20 protein-coding genes are annotated in these 18,810 nt (G+C 72.4%); 3 read left to right on the top strand and 17 right to left on the bottom strand.

Features of this window, described 5'->3' with window-relative positions; all coding sequences use genetic code 11:
- Window positions 1–17 precede the first annotated feature (17 nt).
- The 6 genes from pheT to infC all read right to left on the bottom strand — a co-directional run bounded on the left by pheT (window position 18) and on the right by infC (window position 6,003).
- Entirely contained in the window at window positions 18–2,510 is a 2,493-nt protein-coding gene (gene pheT, locus DEI88_RS04765; protein ID WP_111072316.1) for a phenylalanine--tRNA ligase subunit beta, read from the bottom strand.
- Complete coding sequence (pheS, locus tag DEI88_RS04760; RefSeq protein ID WP_111072317.1) at window positions 2,510–3,550, bottom strand: phenylalanine--tRNA ligase subunit alpha; 1,041 nt, start codon at window positions 3,548–3,550, stop codon at window positions 2,510–2,512. The genes pheT and pheS overlap by 1 nt, the downstream gene beginning before the upstream one ends.
- 98 nt (window positions 3,551–3,648) lie before the next feature.
- Complete coding sequence (locus DEI88_RS04755; RefSeq protein WP_111011150.1) at window positions 3,649–4,470, bottom strand: TrmH family RNA methyltransferase; 822 nt, start codon at window positions 4,468–4,470, stop codon at window positions 3,649–3,651.
- Between the two features lie 184 nt (window positions 4,471–4,654).
- A complete protein-coding gene (rplT, locus tag DEI88_RS04750; protein WP_111011131.1) occupies window positions 4,655–5,041 on the bottom strand; it encodes a 50S ribosomal protein L20 in 387 nt (128 codons plus the stop codon).
- A gap of 46 nt (window positions 5,042–5,087) precedes the next feature.
- Entirely contained in the window at window positions 5,088–5,282 is a 195-nt protein-coding gene (gene rpmI, locus DEI88_RS04745) for a 50S ribosomal protein L35 (protein ID WP_111011130.1), read from the bottom strand.
- Window positions 5,283–5,370: 88 nt separating this feature from the next.
- The gene (gene infC / locus DEI88_RS04740; protein ID WP_111014025.1) at window positions 5,371–6,003 is read right to left on the bottom strand and encodes a translation initiation factor IF-3; all 633 of its coding nucleotides are present in this window, start codon (window positions 6,001–6,003) and stop codon (window positions 5,371–5,373) included.
- A 324-nt stretch (window positions 6,004–6,327) separates the two neighbouring features.
- Between infC and DEI88_RS04735 the strand changes: the two genes are divergently transcribed.
- Window positions 6,328–6,675: a DUF1844 domain-containing protein gene (locus DEI88_RS04735; RefSeq protein ID WP_111011148.1), complete on the top strand. Its 348-nt coding sequence runs from the start codon at window positions 6,328–6,330 to the stop codon at window positions 6,673–6,675.
- A gap of 144 nt (window positions 6,676–6,819) precedes the next feature.
- On the opposite strand, the gene DEI88_RS04730 is transcribed toward DEI88_RS04735, so the two are convergent.
- The 6 genes from DEI88_RS04730 to DEI88_RS04705 form a co-directional block, all read right to left on the bottom strand.
- On the bottom strand, window positions 6,820–7,575 hold the full coding sequence (locus tag DEI88_RS04730; protein ID WP_111072377.1) for an SseB family protein: 756 nt from the start codon (window positions 7,573–7,575) through the stop codon (window positions 6,820–6,822).
- Window positions 7,576–7,647: 72 nt separating this feature from the next.
- Window positions 7,648–8,394, bottom strand: a complete 747-nt coding sequence (gene priA / locus DEI88_RS04725) for a bifunctional 1-(5-phosphoribosyl)-5-((5-phosphoribosylamino)methylideneamino)imidazole-4-carboxamide isomerase/phosphoribosylanthranilate isomerase PriA (protein ID WP_111013998.1) — start codon at window positions 8,392–8,394, stop codon at window positions 7,648–7,650.
- A gap of 21 nt (window positions 8,395–8,415) precedes the next feature.
- Window positions 8,416–9,051 (bottom strand): imidazole glycerol phosphate synthase subunit HisH, encoded by a 636-nt coding sequence (gene hisH / locus DEI88_RS04720; protein ID WP_111072318.1) that lies wholly within the window; start codon window positions 9,049–9,051, stop codon window positions 8,416–8,418.
- On the bottom strand, window positions 9,048–9,653 hold the full coding sequence (hisB, locus tag DEI88_RS04715; RefSeq protein ID WP_111013999.1) for an imidazoleglycerol-phosphate dehydratase HisB: 606 nt from the start codon (window positions 9,651–9,653) through the stop codon (window positions 9,048–9,050). The genes hisH and hisB overlap by 4 nt, the downstream gene beginning before the upstream one ends.
- Window positions 9,650–10,744 carry a histidinol-phosphate transaminase gene (locus tag DEI88_RS04710; protein WP_111072319.1) on the bottom strand — a complete coding sequence of 365 codons (1,095 nt, stop codon included), beginning with the start codon at window positions 10,742–10,744 and terminating at the stop codon, window positions 9,650–9,652. The genes hisB and DEI88_RS04710 overlap by 4 nt, the downstream gene beginning before the upstream one ends.
- 84 nt (window positions 10,745–10,828) lie before the next feature.
- Entirely contained in the window at window positions 10,829–11,182 is a 354-nt protein-coding gene (locus DEI88_RS04705) for a LysM peptidoglycan-binding domain-containing protein (protein ID WP_258368719.1), read from the bottom strand.
- A 255-nt stretch (window positions 11,183–11,437) separates the two neighbouring features.
- Between DEI88_RS04705 and lexA the strand changes: the two genes are divergently transcribed.
- Window positions 11,438–12,091 carry a transcriptional repressor LexA gene (gene lexA, locus DEI88_RS04700; RefSeq protein ID WP_111011124.1) on the top strand — a complete coding sequence of 218 codons (654 nt, stop codon included), beginning with the start codon at window positions 11,438–11,440 and terminating at the stop codon, window positions 12,089–12,091.
- Between the two features lie 90 nt (window positions 12,092–12,181).
- On the opposite strand, the gene hflX is transcribed toward lexA, so the two are convergent.
- Window positions 12,182–13,729, bottom strand: a complete 1,548-nt coding sequence (gene hflX, locus DEI88_RS04695) for a GTPase HflX (protein WP_181434949.1) — start codon at window positions 13,727–13,729, stop codon at window positions 12,182–12,184.
- Between the two features lie 59 nt (window positions 13,730–13,788).
- Between hflX and DEI88_RS04690 the strand changes: the two genes are divergently transcribed.
- Window positions 13,789–14,400 carry a class I SAM-dependent methyltransferase gene (locus DEI88_RS04690; protein WP_111011123.1) on the top strand — a complete coding sequence of 204 codons (612 nt, stop codon included), beginning with the start codon at window positions 13,789–13,791 and terminating at the stop codon, window positions 14,398–14,400.
- 29 nt (window positions 14,401–14,429) lie between these two features.
- On the opposite strand, the gene dapF is transcribed toward DEI88_RS04690, so the two are convergent.
- The 4 genes from dapF to DEI88_RS04670 all read right to left on the bottom strand — a co-directional run bounded on the left by dapF (window position 14,430) and on the right by DEI88_RS04670 (window position 18,809).
- Window positions 14,430–15,320: a diaminopimelate epimerase gene (gene dapF / locus DEI88_RS04685; RefSeq protein WP_111011122.1), complete on the bottom strand. Its 891-nt coding sequence runs from the start codon at window positions 15,318–15,320 to the stop codon at window positions 14,430–14,432.
- Entirely contained in the window at window positions 15,317–16,291 is a 975-nt protein-coding gene (gene miaA / locus DEI88_RS04680) for a tRNA (adenosine(37)-N6)-dimethylallyltransferase MiaA (RefSeq protein ID WP_111072378.1), read from the bottom strand. The genes dapF and miaA overlap by 4 nt, the downstream gene beginning before the upstream one ends.
- 98 nt (window positions 16,292–16,389) lie before the next feature.
- Window positions 16,390–17,913, bottom strand: coding sequence for a tRNA (N6-isopentenyl adenosine(37)-C2)-methylthiotransferase MiaB (miaB, locus tag DEI88_RS04675; RefSeq protein ID WP_111072320.1), 1,524 nt, complete (start codon window positions 17,911–17,913; stop codon window positions 16,390–16,392).
- A gap of 56 nt (window positions 17,914–17,969) precedes the next feature.
- Complete coding sequence (locus DEI88_RS04670) at window positions 17,970–18,809, bottom strand: regulatory protein RecX (protein WP_111072321.1); 840 nt, start codon at window positions 18,807–18,809, stop codon at window positions 17,970–17,972.
- Window position 18,810: the final 1 nt, after the last annotated feature.

Below are 18,810 nucleotides of genomic sequence, written 5' to 3'. Positions count from 1 at the left end.
GGCTGATCCCGAGTGGATCAGTCGCGCAGGGTCGCCCCGAATCGCTCGCCGGCACGTCGGACGGCGCCGTCTCGGGCCTCGGTGGCCTCGGCGGCGGTCAGCGTGCGGTCCGTGGCGCGGAACCGCAGCGCGAAGGTCAGGGACTTCTGTCCCTCCGTCACGCCGGCGCCCCGGTAGTCGTCCACGAGGCGAGCATACTCCAGCAGCGGACCGGCGCCATCGCGGACGGCGTCGAGCACCGCGCCCGCCGGCACATCCACGTCGACCACCAGGGACAGGTCCTGCGTCGCCGCGGGGTAGGAGACGATCGCCTCGGGCAGGACCGCGGCGGGGGCCGCAGCCACGAGGGCGTCGAGGTCGAGTTCGACGACCGCGACCACGCGCGGCAGGTCGGCGTCGGCCGTCGTCGACGGGAGGAGCTCGCCGACCACGCCGACGGGGTGATCGCCGACCGACACCAGGGCCGCACGGCCGGGATGCATCGACGGGTGTTCCGTCTGCGCGACGGTCAGCTCGGCGCCGACCGCCCACGCGACGGTCCGCGCCACGTCGAGCGCGTCGGCGACGCCGTACGGCTCGGCCGCCACACCGGGCTGCTTGAGGAGCCGCGACCCCGTCAGCAGGGCCGACACGTGGGTGGGCTGCGCCGGGAGCGACGCGGTCATCGCGGCGAGGGTGGCGTCGTCGGGACGCTCCGCACCGCGCGGGATCGTCGTCGTGCCGAGTTCGGCCCCCACGGCGGGCAGGAACACGGAGGCCGCCTCGAACACCGCGACCTCGACGAGGCCTCGCGCCGTGTTGCGACGGGCGATGTCGACGAGCCCGGGTAGACCGGAACGACGGAGCAGGTGCAGCTCGCTGTCGAGTGGGTTCGCCAGTGCGACGCTCGGACCGCCGGCCGCGTCGATCCCGGGGAACGCATCAGCCGTCGCGGTGGAGACGAACGGGGCCGTCACGACCTCGACCAGGCCCTGGGCCGCGAGTGCCGCGACGACGCGGCGACGGGCACGCTGGGCACGGCTGAGGCCACGTCCGGGCGGCGCGACCGGCAGCACGCTCGGGATCCGCGCGTAGCCGACGATGCGCGCGACCTCCTCGATCAGCGAGACGTCGTCGACGAGGTCCGGCCGCCATGACGGCGGCGTGACCGTGAGCAGGTCCGCGTCGGTCGTGACCTCGGCGCCGACGGACCGGAGGGTCTCGACGACCTCGGCCTCGGTGTAGGCCACGCCGACGACGGACTCGGGCGCATCGAGACGCATCGACACCGCCGGGCGGGGCGAGCGATCGACGAGCGTCGATCCGAGGTCGTCCGCGGTGCCACCCGCGAGCTCGACGAGGAGCTCGACGGCGCGGGCCGCCGCAGCCTCGGCCACGAGGGGGTCCACACCCCGCTCGAACCGCTTCGAGGCCTCGCTCGGGAGCTTGTGCCGACGGGCCGACCGAGCGATGGACACCGGATCGAATCCGGCGGCCTCGATGAGGACGTCGGTCGTCCGCGTTCCGATCTCGGTGCGCGCGCCGCCCATGACGCCCGCGAGCCCGACCGGGCCGGCGTCATCGGCGATGACGAGGTCCTCGGGGTCGAGTCGGCGTTCGACGTCGTCCAGGGTCACGAGGGTCTCGCCCGGCGTCGCGCGGCGGACGGTGAGCCCGCCCTGCAGCGCGCCGAGGTCGTAGCCGTGCAGGGGCTGGCCGAGTTCGAACATCACGTAGTTCGTGATGTCCACCGGCAGTGAGATGCTCCGGACGCCGACGAGTCGGAGCCGCGCGATCATCCAGGCGGGCGTCGGGCGGGTCGGGTCGATGCCGCGGACCACGCGCGTCACGAAGGTCCGGGCGCCCACGTTGCCGCGGATCGGTGCGTCGTCCGCGATGGTGACCGCGAAGCCGTCACCCGACCGCGGAGCCGGACGCTCGGCGGGGTCGTGGAAGGTCGCCCCCGTGGCGTGGGCGTACTCGCGCGCCACGCCGCGGATGCTGAACGCGTACCCGCGGTCGGGGGTGACGTTGATCTCGACCGCGGCGTCGTCGAGCCCGAGGAGCGCGATGGCGTCCGCGCCGACCTCGGGCTCCATGCCGAGGTCCGCGAAGCGGAGGATGCCGTCGTGGTCCTCGCCGAGGCCGAGCTCGCGGGCGGAGGCGATCATGCCGTCGGACACGTGTCCGTACGTCTTCCGGGCGGCGATCGGGAACGGACCGGGCAGCACGGCACCAGGCAGCGTGACGACCACGAGGTCACCGACGTCGAAGTTGTGCGCGCCGCAGACGATGCCCCGCGGTTCCGGTTCGCCCACGTCCACCTGGCACCAGTTGATCGTCTTGCCGTTCTTCTGCGGCTCCGGCACGCGTTCGAGGACTCGGCCGACGACGATCGGCCCCGTCAGGTCGAACGCGTGCTCGGCCTCTTCTTCGAACCCGACCGACACGAGGGCGGCGTGGACGTGCTCGAGGGTCGCGTCCTCGGGCAGGTCGACGGACTCACCGAGCCATCGGAGTGGGACGCGCATCAGACCACCGTTCCGAACTGCTGCGAGAAGCGGATGTCGCCCTCGACCATGTCACGCATGTCGTTGAGGTCGTTGCGGAACTGCAGCGTCCGCTCGATCCCCATGCCGAACGCGAAGCCCTGGTACTCGGACGGGTCGATTCCGGCCGAGCGGAGCACGTTCGGGTTGACCATGCCGCACCCACCCCACTCGACCCAGCGCGCGCCGCCCTTGGCGTTCGGCTGCCAGACGTCCATCTCGGCGGAGGGCTCGGTGAACGGGAAGTAGTTGGGCCGGAGCCGGATCTGGGCGTCGGCGCCGAACATCTGCCGCGCGAAGTGCTCGAGCGTGCCGCGCAGGTGCGCCATGGTCAGTCCCCGGTCGACAGCGATGCCCTCGACCTGGGTGAAGACGGGCGTGTGCGTCGCGTCGAGTTCGTCCGACCGGTACACGCGCCCGGGCGCGATGACGTACAGCGGCACACCGCGCCCCAGGAGCGATCGGACCTGGACGGGCGACGTGTGCGTGCGCATGAGCAGGTGCCGCTCGACCGGCTCGACGAACAGCGTGTCCTGCATCGCGCGAGCGGGGTGGTCCTGGTCGAAGTTGAGGGCGTCGAAGTTGAACCACTCGTGCTCGAGCTCGGGGCCCTCGGCGACCTCCCACCCCATGCCGACGAAGATGTCCGCGATCGTCTCCTGCAGCAACGACAGCGGGTGTCGCGCGCCGGGCTGGTGGCGCACCGGCAGCGCCGTGACGTCGACCCGCTCCGACTCGAGGCGGGCGCGCTCCTCGGCCACGGCGAGGACGGCCTCTTGCTCGGCGATCGCCTGGTTCACCCGGGCCCGCGCCTGGCCGACGAGCTTGCCGGCCTCGGCCTTCTGCTCCTTCGGCACCGTCCGCATGGACGCGTTGAGCCGCGCGAGCACCGACTGATCGCCGGTGTGTTCGGCGCGGGCGTGCTTGAGCTCCGCGACCGTCGTCGCGGCGCGGACGGCGACGAGTGCCGACTCCACGGCAGCGGCGACCGCCGGCTCGCTGATCTCGAGTGGTTCTGACACGGTACGCAAGCCTACCGGGCAGGCGTCGGGCCTCCCGGTACACCGTCCGGACCGTGGACAGCGACGTGTGCTGCCCGGCGGTGGAGGACCACCAGCGGTCAGGACCGGTGCGCGAACGCGCTCTCGTACAGACAGACCGACGCCGCCGTCGCGAGGTTCATCGACTCCGCCTGGCCGTAGATGGGCACCCGGACCGCGCGGTCGACGAGGGCCAGGTCCGCGGCGGTGAGTCCGCGGGCCTCGTTGCCGAACACCCAGGCGGTCGGACCGTCGAGCATGCCGTCGCTCCGCACCACCGGGAGTTCGTCGCCCGACACGTCCGCCGCGAGCACGGTGTAGCCCGCGGCGCGTGCTCGGTCCACTGCCGAGGCCAGCTCGACACCGACGGACACGGGGACGTGGAACAGCGACCCCGTCGTCGACCGCACCACCTTGGGGTTGTAGGGGTCGACGCTCCGCCCGGTCATCACGACGGCCTGCGCGCCCGCGGCGTCCGCGGCACGGATGATCGTGCCCGCGTTGCCCGGATCGCGCACCTGTTCGAGGATCGCCACGAGACCGGGCAGACCCGCGTCCTCGCCGGCGCCCGGCCGGAAGACGTCCTTGACCGACGTCGGGAACTGCTCGCACACGGCGACCACACCCTGCGGCGTGACGGTGTCGGCCATCGCCTCGAGGACCTGCTCCGTCACGAACACGACCGGGAGGTCGGCGGCCGCCGCGGCCTCGCCGAGCTCTGGATGGCGCTCGAGAGCCGTGGGGGTCGCGAACAGGTCGTGGAGCAGCTCGGGCCGGAAGCGCAGGGCCTCGGACACTGCCTGGGGCCCCTCGAGCAGGAACCGCCGCGTCTCGGCGCGGACCTCCTTGCGGGACAGCTGTGCGACCGTCCGGACGCGGGAGGAGCGGGGGTTGTCGAGCAGTTCGGTCACCCGCCCAGTGTGGCAGGGACTGCCGTCACGCCCGTCCGAGCCGCGTGCGCCGCGGGCCGGGAGGCGCGGGCCGGGAGGCGCGGGTCGGGCCCGCACCGGACCTCCCGACCGCCCCCGGAACAGCGAGCGGGCCCGACCACGTGACGTGGTCGGGCCCGCTCGGGTGCGCGATGGCTCAGGCAGCGGCCTTCGGCGCGGACGTGTCCGCCGGGAGCGCGTTCTTGGCGGTCTCGACGAGCGCCGCGAAGGTCTCCGGGTTGTTGACCGCGAGGTCGGCGAGGATGCGGCGGTCGACCTCGACACCCGCGAGCCCGAGGCCCTGGATGAGGCGGTTGTAGGTCAGCCCGTTCGCGCGCGACGCGGCGTTGATGCGCTGGATCCAGAGGCGACGGAACTCGCCCTTCTTGGCGCGGCGGTCGCGGTACGCGTAGACGAGGGAGTGGGTGACCTGCTCCTTCGCCTTGCGGTACAGGCGCGACCGCTGACCGCGGTAGCCCTCGGCGCGCTCGAGAACGACGCGACGCTTCTTGGCGGCGTTGACCGCCCGCTTCACTCTTGCCATGGTGGTTTCCTAACGTTCCGGGTCGGCGATGGTCGGCGAGGGCCGATCAGTGGCCGAGGAGCTTCTTGACGGCCTTGACGTCGGCCTTCGCGAGGACCTGGTCCTCGTTGAGGCGGGCCTTGCGCTTGGCGGCCTTGACCTCGAGGTTGTGACGCATACCAGCCTGCTGCTTCATGATCTTGCCGGAGCCGGTGATCTTGAAGCGCTTCTTGGACCCGGAGTGGGTCTTCTGCTTGGGCATGTGGGTGCCTTTCCGTACGGGGTGTGGGGGTCGTGGTGCCGCAGCGCTGCGACGGGGCCGGACGGCCCGGGTGGTGCTCGGAGCGGTGTTACTCGGCGGCGCTCGGCGACTCGGCCTCGGCGGCTGCCTTCGCGCCCTCGGGGTTCGACTGCGCGCGGTTGGCGGCGCGGACGGCGGCCTTCTTGGCGTTCGACTCGGCCTTGGCGTCCGACTTGTTCTTGAGCGGCGAGATCACCATCGTCATGTTGCGGCCGTCCTGGGTCGGTCGCGACTCGACGACGCCGTACTCCGCGATGTCCTCGGCGAAGCGCTGGAGGAGACGCACGCCCTGCTCCGGACGCGACTGCTCACGGCCGCGGAAGAGGATCATGGCCTTCACCTTGTCACCCGCCGCGAGGAAGCCCTCGGCGCGCTTGCGCTTGGTCTCGTAGTCGTGTGCGTCGATCTTCAGACGGAACCGGACCTCTTTGAGGATCGTGTTCGCCTGGTTGCGCCGGGCCTCCTTGGCCTTCTGCGCGGCTTCGTACTTGAACTTGCCGTAGTCCATGATCTTGGCCACGGGCGGCTTCGAGTTCGGAGCAACCTCGACCAGATCCAGCTCTGCCTCTTGCGCGAGGCGGAGGGCGACGGCGATGGGGACAACGCCGACCTGCTCACCACCAGGGCCGACGAGTCGGACCTCGGTGACACGGATTCGGTCGTTGGTACGGGGATCGCTGATGCGGAACTCCTTCGTGAAGTGGTCTCCGTCCGGCGGTTCGGCCGGGACGGGGCACGCGATGCGAGGAGTTCGTACGCACGGATCGACCCGTGGTACCCGCCCGACCCCGACCCGTGGGGCCGGACGACCGTCGGGACGCCCTGTCGGACAGGACGCCACCGTCGGCGGAGCGGTTGTGACCCGGTAACCTGTGGTGCGCGGTCGCGGGTGGGAGAGACTCCTCTTGTTCGCGCTGCTGCCGGTGCGTGAGCACGTGGACAGCAACTGCCGCTCAGAGTCTAGCAGAGGAGCACCGTGACCAACAGCCCGGACGAGGCCCAGCCCATCGCGACGGACGAGTCACCCGAGGAGGGCGGTGCCGCCCGGGACATCGCGGAGGTCCCCGCGGTCGAACTCATCAACACCGTCAGCATCCACCTGCTCAGCGCGGCCGCCGTCAAGGTCGGGCTCGCGGACGACCCGGACTCGCAGACGGACCTCGACGAGGCGCGGAAGCTGATCACGGCCCTGGCCGGGCTGGTCACCGCTGCCGCCCCGGAGATCGGCGACCACCACGCCCGTCCACTCCGCGACGGCCTCCGGAGCGTGCAGCTCGCCTTCCGCGAGGCGTCGAGCATCCCCGATGCGCCGGGGCAGGGACCGGGCGAGAAGTACACCGGGCCGGTCAACTAGGGCGCCGCGGGCCGGTCGACCAGCGCGCCACGGTCCGCTCACGCGGCCCCGCGCGCTCCGGCCGGACGACCCAGCGCTGCGCCCCGACGGCCCAGCGCTCCGCCCGACGGCCCAGCGCTCCGCCCCGACGCCCCAGCGCTCCGCTCAGGCCGCCCGGAGCGCGACGCCGAGGCTGTCGACGTGCTCGGTGATGAACCGGTCCGCCGACCAGCGGGCCTGGAGGCGCGACACGAGTTCGCGCACCGACTCCGCATCCAGACCGGGTACGAGCACGAGACCGACGATGAGTTCGGGGCCCGCGAAGCGGCCGCCGGCGTCGCCGGGGGCCAATTCCACCCGGACGACGTCGGGCTCGTCGGCGAACGACGCGACGAAGGCCTCGCCGACGAGCGGGTCCGCGTAGCTGGGAACCCAGGGGACGTCCTGTCCCAGCGCCCACACGGCCGGACGGCGCACGACGAACTCCGTCGGCGCCGTCGGGTCGAGCACGATGAGCTCCGTGCCCTCACTCGCCGCCGCGAGCGCGACGCGGCGGGACTCGACCGGGACGGGTCGAGCTCGCGGGTCCCACGACCGCATGGCGTCGACCGAGGTGAACGCCGGCATCACGCGGCGCCCGTCCGGCCCCGCCACCGTGACGATCGAGAGCTCCTGCGTCTTGTCCACCGGGCGGCCGTCGGGTCCCACCCCGACGTCACCGGCGTGGGCCACGAGCGGCACGAGCAACCGGGCGCCGCGGAGCGCGTCGAGCACCGTGACGTGCGAGCCCGTCCCCGCGCGGACGCCCTCGAGCGCTGCGGACAGCGCCGGGTCGGCCGTGCCGTCGTCGCCCGCGAACGTCGTGTCGTGCGCCTGGAACGTGCGGCCCGCCCACGGGAGACCCGCGCTGTCGGCCGCCATGCCGGAGGACGCGGATGTGCCGTCGCCACCGTGGTGGTGACCGGCGTGGTCGTGATGGTCGGCGGTCACGCCCTACTCCCCCGCGACCTCGAGCGCCGCGGGCAGGGTGAACGCACCGGAGTACAGCGCCTTGCCGATGATCGCGCCCTCGAGCCCCAGGGGCACGAGTTCGCGGAGCGATCGGAGGTCCTCGAGCGCCGAGACACCGCCCGAGGCGACCACAGGTCGTTCGGTGCGCTCGAGGACCTGCCGCAGGAGGTCGACGTTCGGCCCCTGCAGCGTGCCGTCCTTCGTCACGTCCGTCACGACGTAGCGGGCACACCCGGCGTCCTCGAGCCGCGCGAGGACGGTGAACAGGTCGCCCGCGTCCTCAGTCCACCCACGGGAGGCGAGGGTCGTCCCGCGGACGTCGAGGCCCACGGCGATGCGCTCCCCGTGCTCGCCGATCACGCGAGCGGCCCAGTCCGGGTGCTCGAGCGCCGCTGTGCCGAGGTTGACCCGGGCCGCTCCCGTCGCGAGCGCCGCCTCGAGCGAGGCGTCGTCACGGATGCCTCCGGACAGCTCGACCGACACGCCGTCGACCGCGGCGATGACGCGCCCGATCACATCGCGGTTGTCGCCACGACCGAACGCCGCGTCGAGGTCGACGAGGTGGATCCACTCGGCGCCCTGCTCGCGCCACGCGGCGGCGGCGTCGACGGGGTCGCCGTACCCGGTCTCGCTGCCGGCTTCGCCCCGGGTCAGCCGGACGGCCGTGCCGTCGACGATGTCGACCGCGGGCAGCAGGACGAGGGCCGGTGTGGTGGAGGAATCGCTCATGGTGTTCCCGGGTTCGGAGGGTCAGAGGGTCCGGAGCCAGTTCCGGAGCAGCGCGATGCCCGGCTCGCCCGACTTCTCCGGGTGGAACTGGGTCGCTGCGAGCGCACCGTTCTCGACCGCCGCGACGAAGCGCTCGCCGTGCTCCGCCCACGTCACCTTCGGGGCGGGGAACGGCGGCTGTGCGTCGATGTCGAGGGACGTCGCGCCGTAGGAGTGGACGAAGTAGAACCGCTCGCCGCTCAGACCGTCGAAGAGCACGGAGTCGGCGGGCGGCTGCACGGTGTTCCACCCCATGTGCGGCAGGACCTCCGCGCGCAACTGGTGGATCGTCCCCGGCCACTGCCCGAGTCCCGGCACGTCGGACCCGCGCTCGACGCCCCGCTCGAACATCACCTGCATGCCGACGCACACGCCGAGCACCGGCTTGCCCCCGGCGAGCCGTCGGTCGACGAGGTCGCCGCCCCGCACGATGTCGAGCTGGTCCATCACCGCTCGGAACGCGCCGACCCCAGGGACGACGAGCCCGTCGGCCGCGAGCGCCGCCTGGCGGTCCGCCGTGACCGTGACGTCCGCCCCCGCCCGCTCGAGCGCCTTGGCGGCCGAGTGGATGTTGCCCGACCCGTAGTCGAGCACGACGACGTCCGGACGAGCGCTCACAGCGAACCCTTCGTGGACGGGATGCCGTCCACCCGCGGGTCCGGCTGGACCGCCGCACGCAGTGCCCGCGCGAACGCCTTGAACTCGGCCTCGGCGATGTGGTGCGGGTCACGGCCCGCGAGGACCCGGACGTGCACGGTGAGACCGGCGTGCATCGTCACGGCCTCGAACACGTGCCGGACGAGCGAGCCGGTGAAGTGGCCGCCGATGCGGTGCAACGCGAAGCCCTCGGGCTCCCCCGTGTGGACGAGGTAGGGACGACCCGAGACGTCGACCACGGCCTGGGCGAGCGCCTCGTCCAGGGGCACGAGCGCGTCGCCGTACCGCCCGATCCCGGCGCGGTCGCCGAGCGCCTGCCGCAGCGCCTGCCCGAGGACGATGCCGGTGTCCTCGACGGTGTGGTGCGCGTCGATGTCGGTGTCACCCGATGCCTCGACCTGGAGGTCGATGAGCGAGTGTTTCGCGAACGCGGTGAGCATGTGGTCGTAGAACGGGACCGACGTCGAGACCGAGGAACGACCGGTGCCGTCGAGGTCGAGCGACAACGTGACGCTCGACTCGCTCGTCGCGCGGGTGATCGAAGCGGTGCGCGAGCCGGTCATGCTCCAACCCTAACGGGGTCGATCTCGCGCATCGCCGTGAGGAACGCCGAGGTCTCGTCGGCCGTCCCGGCACTGACCCGAAGGTGCTCGGGGATCCCGAGGTCGCGGACGATGACGTCACGCTCGAGGAGTTCCTCGAACACGCGGCGGGGTTCCGCCACGCCGCCGAAGAGCACGAAGTTGGACCAGGTCTCGTAGGGGCGGAAGCCCATGTCCCCGAGCTCGCGGACCATCCGGTCGCGCTGGACCACGATGTCGTCGACCATCCGGAGCATCTCCGGCGCGTGCCGCAGCGCGGCGACCGCGGCGGCCTGCGTCAGGGCCGACAGGTGGTACGGCAGCCGGACGAGGCGGAGCGCGTCGACCACCGCGGGATCGGCCGCCAGGTAGCCGACGCGCGCGCCCGCGAAGGCGAACGCCTTGCTCATCGTCCGCGACACGACGAGCCGCTCCCGCCCGGGCAGCAGGGTCAGGGCCGAGGGCTGGTCCTTCGGCATGAACTCCGCGTAGGCCTCGTCCACCATGACGATGCCGTCCGTCGCGTCGTAGGCCTCGGCCACGGTGTCGAGCGACAGCGGCGTGCCCGTCGGGTTGTTCGGACCGCAGAAGAACACGAGGTCGGGGCGATGCTCGCGCACCGCCGCGACCGCCGTCGCCGGGCTGATGCCGAACTCGGCGTCCCGCTGCGCGGGCATCCACCGGGTACCGGTACCCGAGGCGATGATGGAGTGCATCGAGTAGGTGGGCGGGAACCCGAGGACGGACCGCCCGGGACCGCCGAACGCCTGCAAGAGCTGCTGGATGACCTCGTTCGAACCGTTCGCCGCCCAGACGTGTTCCGGCGCGAGGCCGTGCCCGAGGTACGAGGCGAGCGACGAGCGCAGCGCGGTGAACTCGCGGTCCGGGTAGCGGTTCACCGTGGCGAGCGCCGCGCCGATCGAGGCGAGGATGTCCTCGGCGACCTCGGGCGGCACGGGATGCGTGTTCTCGTTGACGTTCAGCTGGACGCGGACGTGCTTCTGCGGCGCCCCGTACGGGGTCTGACCACGGAGGTCGTCACGGATGGGGAGGTCGTCCAGGGTGATCGCCACCGGACCATCGTAGGGCGGCGGCTGTCCACGCGGACCGACCAGCCGGACGGGATGACGACGGCGTCACCCCGTCCGGGAGGCCGATCAGGAGCCCGTCGTGTACTGCGTCGGGATGGCGAGCTTCTCGCCCGCCTGGACGGCGGCGCTCGGGAGGTTGTTGAGGTCGACGACGTCCTGCACGAAGTCGCGCGGGTCGACGTTCGGGGCTTCGTCCTGCGCGAGTTGCCACAGGGACTCGCCCGGCTGGATCGTCACCGTCGTGAAGTGCACGTGCGCCGCGTGGTCCCCCGCTGCGGCCTGCCCACCGTTGAGGGCGGCGAGGGCGACCACGAGCAACACGGGGAGTGCACTGACGGTGGTGAGGACGACCCGGCCCCGCCGAGTGATCCGGAGCCGGGGACGGACCGTACCGGCGGATGTGCTGCTGATGGTGCTCATGCTGACGCCTTCCTCGTACATGGGTCGCCTCGGTGGTCCGAAGACCTGTACCGAACATACGTTCGATCCGAAGCGCGCGCAAGTCCTACTGGTGCTGAACGTGGTGTCGGATCGACGACACGCTCGAACAGGTGTTTGGCGCGCCTGGTCCTGGCGGATACAGTTTCGATCGACTGGAGCCAGCCTGACGGGAACCACCGACATTCCCGTCGGACGGGGCGACGACCACTGGCCGGACCGGGGAGCACGACGCACATGGCAGACGACGCACCACGCGAGATGCGCACCCAGAAGCCCCTGACCCCGAAGCAGCAGGCGATCCTCGACGCCATCCGCTCCTCGATCGCGAACCGCGGGTACCCGCCGAGCATGCGCGAGATCGGTGACGCGGTCGGCCTCTCCTCACTGTCGAGCGTCACGCACCAGCTCGGTCAGCTCGAGCTCGGCGGCTGGATCCGCCGCGATCCGAACCGACCGCGCGCGCTCGAGGTCCTCGTGGACGAGCCCCGACCGGAGGACGGACCGGACATCGACGCGACGACGCTCGTTCCCCTCGTCGGCCGGATCGCCGCCGGTATCCCGATCACGGCCGAACAGCACGTCGACGAGATCGTCCCGCTCCCCCGTCAGCTGGTCGGGACCGGTGACCTGTTCATGCTCCGCGTGGTCGGGGACTCCATGGTCGACGCCGCGATCTGCGACGGCGACTGGGTCGTCGTGCGGAGCCAGCAGACCGCCGAGAACGGCGAGATCGTCGCCGCGATGCTCGACGAGGAGGCGACGGTCAAGGTGTTCCGCCAGCGCGACGGCCACACCTGGCTGCTCCCGCGGAACACCGCGTTCGAGCCGATCCTCGGCGACGCGGCCACGGTGCTCGGACGCGTCGTGGCGGTCCTGCGCTCCGTGTGACGTCGCGCACACCCGGGTCCGTCCGCTGGACGCGGAACGGCACGGTGGTGCGCCGGGCCGGTTTCGGGCCTCCCAGCCGCGACGCCCCGCTCAGGCGGAGTGGACCGGCGCGACCACGAACGGCGCGAGCTCGCTGACCTGGCGCGCGAAGACGCGGACGTCCAGGCGGGTGCCGTCGACCACGTACTCGGTCCGCTCCACCGCCCCCTCGTCGTGCAGCCGGGACACGAGGTCGCCTCGGTCGTACGGGACCACGATCGTCAGCTCGACGTCGGGCTCCGGCAGACGCGCCTCGATCGCGGCGAGCAGCTCGGGGATCCCCTCGCCGGTCCGCGCGGACACGAAGACGGCGTCCGGTACGAGGCCGCGGAGGACGAGACGCTGGTCGGCGTCGACGAGATCGGCCTTGTTGAACGCGACCACCTCGGGCACGTCCCGGGCACCGACGTCGGCGATGACGTCGCGGACGGTGCTCAGCTGCGCGCCCGGGTCGGGGTGGGAGCCGTCGACCACGTGCAGCACGACGTCGGCCTCACCGACCTCCTCGAGCGTGGACCGGAAGGCCTCGACGAGCTGGTGCGGCAGGTTCCGGACGAATCCGACGGTGTCGACGAACGTGAACGGGCGGCCGCCCCCGGTCTCGGTCCGCCGGACGGTCGCGTCCAGGGTCGCGAAGAGCTGGTTCTGCACGAGGACGCCCGCGGAGGTCAGGCGGTTGAGCAGGCTCGACTTGCCGGCGTTCGTGTACCCCGCGATGGCGACGCTCGGCACCTCGTTGCGGTGCCGCTCGGCGCGCTTCGCCTCGCGCGCCGGGGCGAACCCCGCGATCTGTCGACGCAACCGGGCCATCCGGGTGTGGATGCGACGCCGATCGAGCTCGATCTTGGTCTCACCGGGACCACGGGACCCCATGCCGGCGCCGGCGCTGCCGACCTGGCCACCCGCCTGACGGGACATCGACTCACCCCAACCACGGAGGCGCGGGAGCAGGTACTCGAGCTGCGCGAGTTCGACCTGTGCCTTGCCCTCGCGGCTCTTGGCGTGCTGGCTGAAGATGTCGAGGATGACGGCGGTGCGGTCGATGACCTTCACCTTGACGACGTCCTCGAGCGCACGGCGCTGGCTCGGCGCGAGTTCCGTGTCGGCGATGACGGTGTCCGCGCCCGTCGCCTTGACGACCATCGCCAGTTCCTCGGCCTTGCCGCGGCCGAGGTACGTGCTCGGGTCCGGGTGCGGGCGGCGCTGGAGCAGACCGTCGAGCACGACCGCGCCCGCCGTCTCCGCGAGGGCAGCGAGCTCACGGATCGAGTTCTCGGCGTCCTGGGCGTCACCCTGCGCGTACACGCCGATGAGGACGACGCGCTCGAGCCGCAGCTGCCGGTACTCGACCTCGGTGACGTCCTCGAGCTCGGTGGACAGACCGGACACGCGACGCAGCGCGGCGCGGTCCTCACGGTCGTACTGTTCGCCGTCGCCCTGCCACCCCACGACCTCGGCGTCGGTGGTCTGGATCGCCTGCGCCGGCGCGAACACCGCCGGGGTCGTCCTGCTCTCGGCGTTCCGCAACACCCGCTCGACCACACCGTCGTGCTGCTGCTCCTCGAGGACACCCTCGACCATGTCGTCCTGCTCCGTCATCGTCCACAGGCTACCTCCGGGCACCCGGCGACACACGGAGATGCCGGTACGGTTCATCCATGGCGAACGAGCACTACTTCTCGGCCCAGCCGGAGAGCGACGCCCGACCGCGGCGCATCACGGTCACCCTGGCCGGGCGGACGCTCACCCTCGCCACCGCCGCGGGCGTCTTCAGCCCGGACCGGCTCGACGCGGGCACGCGGGTGTTGCTGCAGAGCGTGCCGCCACCGCCCGCGACCGGGGCGCTCCTCGACGTCGGCTGCGGGTGGGGTCCGCTCAGCATCGCCATGGCGCTGCAGGCGCCCGAGGCCGAGGTCTGGGGCGTCGACGTCAACGAGCGTGTGCTCGACCTGGCTCGGGCGAACGCGGCGACGGCCGGTGCCCGGAACGTCACGGTGCGTCTGCCGGAGGCGGTGCCGGAGGACCTCCGGTTCGCCACCATCTGGTCGAACCCCCCGATCCGGGTGGGCAAGGACGAGCTCCACTCGATCCTGCTCACGTGGCTCCCGCGCCTGGAACCGGGTGGGGACGCCTGGCTCGTGGTGGCCAAGAACCTGGGCGGCGACTCGCTGCAGCGGTGGCTGGCCGAGACGCTCGACACGGACCTCGTGGTCACGCGCGCGACGACGGACCGCGGGTACCGCGTCATCCGGGTGCACCGGACACGCTGATCGCGGCGGGTGCGTCACGGCACCGGCCGTCAGACGGTGAGGTCGCCCTCGAACACCAGGTCGGCGGGACCGCTCAGCGCGACGTGCTCGCCGTCCTCCGCAGCGGCCATCCGGACCGTCAGGACGCCGCCGGGCACGCGGACCCGCCAGGTGTCCGGCGCCTGCGGACCGGCCCAGTGGCGGACCGCCAGGGCCGCCGCGACGGCCCCCGTGCCGCACGACAGGGTCTCGCCACTGCCGCGCTCGTGGACGCGCATCGTGATGTGGCCGACGCCGTCGCGCACGAGCGGATCGCCGGGCAGGACGAACTCGACGTTCGCGCCCGCGGGCGGTGCCGGCTCGAGGACCGGCACGTAGGTCAGGTCGAGCCCCGCGAGTTCGTCGTCCGTCGCCACGGCGACGACGACGTGCGGGTTGCCGACGTCGATCGGGAGGCCCGGGCGCGCGCCGTCGAGGTTGCGGGCGCGGACGAGGACCTCGTCGCCGTCGAGACCGGCGATGCCGAGCCCCCATCGTCCGAGGTCGGCCGAGAACCCGTTGGTCGACCGCTGCAGGTCGACCACGCCCTTCCGCGTCCCGATCGCCAGGGTCTCGCCCGGCGCGAGGTCGACCAGTCCGGCGTCGGTCAGGTAGCGCGCGAACACCCGCACGCCGTTGCCGCACATCTCGGCGACGCTGCCGTCGGCGTTGTGGTAGTCCATGAACCACTCGGCCTCGGGAGCGACGCCGGCGATCGATCGGCCGTCCGGCACCGCGGCCGTCCTGACCGCGCGGATCACGCCGTCGGCGCCCACGCCGAAGCGACGATCGGCGATGGCACGGATGCGCTCCGGGGTCAGGTCCACTGTCGCGTCCGGGTCGGCGAACAGCACGAAGTCGTTGCCCGTGCCGTGGCCCTTGGTGAAGTGGAGTTCGGTCACGCCCCGATCCTAGCGAGGGCCTCGGACGCGTCCCCGCGGCCGCGGTCGGCAGCCACGGCGACGGCCACCCGCTCGAGGTCGTCGTGGCCCGCTCCGGTCACGTCGAGCGACTCCGCCTCGCGCAGCCGCCGGAACCAGGAAACCTGTCGGCGGGCGTACTGCCGCGTCGCGACCGCGGTCGACGTCACGGCGCCCTCGAGGTCCGAGCGGCCGTGCAGCACGTCGAGAGCCTGCGCGTAGCCGATCGCCGCGCGGGCGGTCCGTCCGCGCTCCAGGCCGACGTCGACGAGCCCCGCGACCTCGTCGACGAGGCCGTCGTCGAACATCCTCGCGGCGCGCTCGTGCAGCATCGGCACGAGGACCTCACGCCGCCGTTGCAGGTGCAGCACCCGCATCGGTCGCCACGGCCGCGGTGCGGACGGGAGGCGCGGGCGCACCGGATCCCGGTTCGTCGCGACCTCGACGGCGCGGACCAGACGCCGGGTGTTCCGCGGGTCGACCGCTGCCGCCGCCGCGGGGTCGAGGGCACGCAGTCGTTCGAGCAGTGCGGCCGCCCCGTGCTCGTCCGCCTCGCGCTCGAGCGCCGCGCGGAGTTCCGGATCCGTGGCGGGGAAGGACAGGTCGTGGAGCACGCTCGACACGTACAGGCCGCTCCCGCCGACGAGCACGACCGGCGCGCCCGCCCCGACCAGGGCGTCGATCGCCGCCCGGGCGTCACGCTGGTACGCCGCGACGCTCGCCTCGTCGGTCACGTCGAGCACGTCGAGCAGTCGATGCGGCACACCGCGTCGGGCGGCGATCGGGACCTTGGCCGTCCCGATGTCCATCCCGCGGTACAGCTGCATCGCGTCGGCGTTCACGATCTCGGCGGGGAGACCGTCTCGGCGGAGTGCTTCGGCGATGCCGAGCGCCAGGTCCGACTTGCCGGTGCCCGTGGCACCCACGATCGCGATGACGTCCGGGCCCTCCACGCCCGGATCGCTGGCCCGCGCCTCCGACGACGCCGACGCCGACGCCGATGCCGATGCCGATGCCGATGCCCCCGATGATGCAGGCGTCTCGAGCACCGTCAGCGGCCGGAAGGCGCGCCGACCCGCAGCGTCGGCAGCCCGAGCGACACCGGCCGGGGCCCGACCGCGGCGTCCGCCGCACCGGCGTCGGCCGGGACCGGCACGCCACACGAGGCGGCCTGCGCGCGGTCCCACGCGTCGCCCGCGCGGGTGCGGCGGACGCGCAGCGGCGCGTCCGTGTCGGCGATGAGGTACCGGGGTGCGCCGCGCGTGATCTCGAGCGTCACGACGTCGCCCGGGCGCGGAACCTCCGAGCCGGCGGGTACACCGAAGTGCACGAGACGGGCGTCCTCGGCCCGCCCGCTCAGTCGGTGCGTCGCGTCGTCCTTCCGCCCCTCGCCCGTCGCGACGAGGACCTCGACCGTTCGGCCGACCTGCCGTGCGTTCTCCTCGGCGACGATCCGGTCCTGCAGCGCCACGAGTCGGTCGTAGCGGTCCTGCACGACCTCCTTCGGCACCTGTTGCTCCATCGTCGCCGCGGGCGTCCCCGGGCGGATGGAGTACTGGAACGTGAACGCCGACGCGAACCGTGCACGCTCGACGACCCGGAGCGTGTCCTGGAAGTCGGCCTCGGTCTCGCCGGGGAAACCGACGATGATGTCGGTCGAGATCGCCGCGTGCGGGATGCGGGCGCGGACCCGGTCGAGGATCCCGAGGAAGCGGTCGCTGCGGTAGCTCCGCCGCATCGCCCGGAGGATGCGGTCCGAGCCGGACTGCAGCGGCATGTGGAGCTGCGGCATCACGTTCGGCGTCTCGGCCATGGCGTCGATGACGTCGTCGGTGAACGCGGCGGGGTGCGGGCTGGTGAACCGGACCCGCTCGAGCCCCTCGATCGAACCGGCAGCGCGGAGGAGTTTGCTGAACGCCTGGCGGTCGCCGAACTCGACGCCGTACGAGTTGACGTTCTGGCCGAGCAACGTGACCTCGATCGCGCCGTCGTCCACGAGCGCCTGGATCTCGGCCAGGACGTCGCCCGGTCGGCGGTCCTTCTCCTTGCCCCGGAGCGACGGGACGATGCAGAACGTGCACGTGTTGTTGCAGCCGACGGAGATCGACACCCACCCGCTGTGCGTGGAGTCCCGCTTGGTGGGCAGCGTCGACGGGAACACCTCGAGCGCCTCGAGGATCTCGACCTGCGCCTCGCCGTTGTGGCGTGCGCGCTCGAGCATCGCGGGCAGCGAGCCCATGTTGTGGGTGCCGAACACGACGTCGACCCACGGGGCCTTCTCGAGGATGACGTTCTTGTCCTTCTGTGCCAGGCACCCGCCGACGGCGATCTGCAGCCCCTCGTGCTCACGCTTGACCCCGGCCAGGTGGCCGAGGTTGCCGTACAGGCGGTTGTCCGCGTTCTCGCGGACCGCGCAGGTGTTGATCACGACGACGTCGGCCTGCTCGTCCACAGCCGGCACGTATCCGGCCGCCTCGAGTGACCCGCTGAGACGCTCCGAGTCGTGCACGTTCATCTGGCACCCGTAGGTCCGGACCTCGTAGGTGCGGGGGCGCGCTGCGGTGGTGGTCGCCATGGTGCTGTCAGTGTACGGCGGCGTCACCGTCGCCCAGACCGGCAGGCCCGGCCCGCCTACTCGAAGCGCACGCCAGCCCGTCGGCCGCCGCCGTCGAGTGCGATCCGGACGGCGGTCCGCACGACCGATCCGCCGTAGCCCTTGCGCATGAGGAACCCCGAGAGCCGGCGCTCCGCGGTCTCGTGGTCGAGCCCCCGCATCTGTCCGGCGCGCTTGCGGGCCAACTCGATCGCACGCTCGGACTCCGCCGCGTCGTCGTCCTGGTCCGCCAGGGCCGCGTCGATCGCCGCCTGGTCGACGCCCCGCCGCCGGAGCTCCGCCACCACGCCTTGTCGCCCCAGGCCCTTGCGGTCGTGCAGACGGTCGACGAGGTCGGCAGCGAGCCGCACGTCGTCGAGGAGACCGACCCGGGTGAGTCGAGCGATCTCGTGCTCGACGATGTCCTCGGGGAGTTCGCGCCCGAGGAGGGCGGTCCGCAGCTCGGACGTGCTCGTGCCACGGCGGCTGAGCGCCCGGATGCTGATCCGCTCTGCCTCGGCGAGCAACTCGTCCTGCGTGGGTGGTGACTCGACCGTCTCGTGCTCGGCGTCATCGTCCCGGTCGGCAGCCCGCAGTCGGCGCACCGGGGCGACGGGCCCGACGGTCTCGACGGTGGAACCCGTCACCGGAGGGAGCCACGCGTCGGAGGCGTCCGGGCGGTCGACGTCGGTCTCGTCGCGGACGAGACCGACCGGGATCGCGTCATCCCCGTCCGGACCGCCGATGCTCGCGCCGTGTGCGTCGGGCTCGGCAGACGGTGCTCCGCCTTCCGCCGGTCCGCGCCGGCACGACGTCGCCCGTGCCGACGACCGCGCACCGAAGATGTCGGTGACCGGTGCGAGGCCGTCGTCAGGCATG

Source organism: Curtobacterium sp. MCBD17_003 (assembly GCF_003234885.2).
GTDB lineage: Bacteria > Actinomycetota > Actinomycetes > Actinomycetales > Microbacteriaceae > Curtobacterium.
The sequence above is the reverse complement of the archived record's forward strand: the minus strand, read 5'-3'. Positions and strand labels throughout refer to the sequence as shown.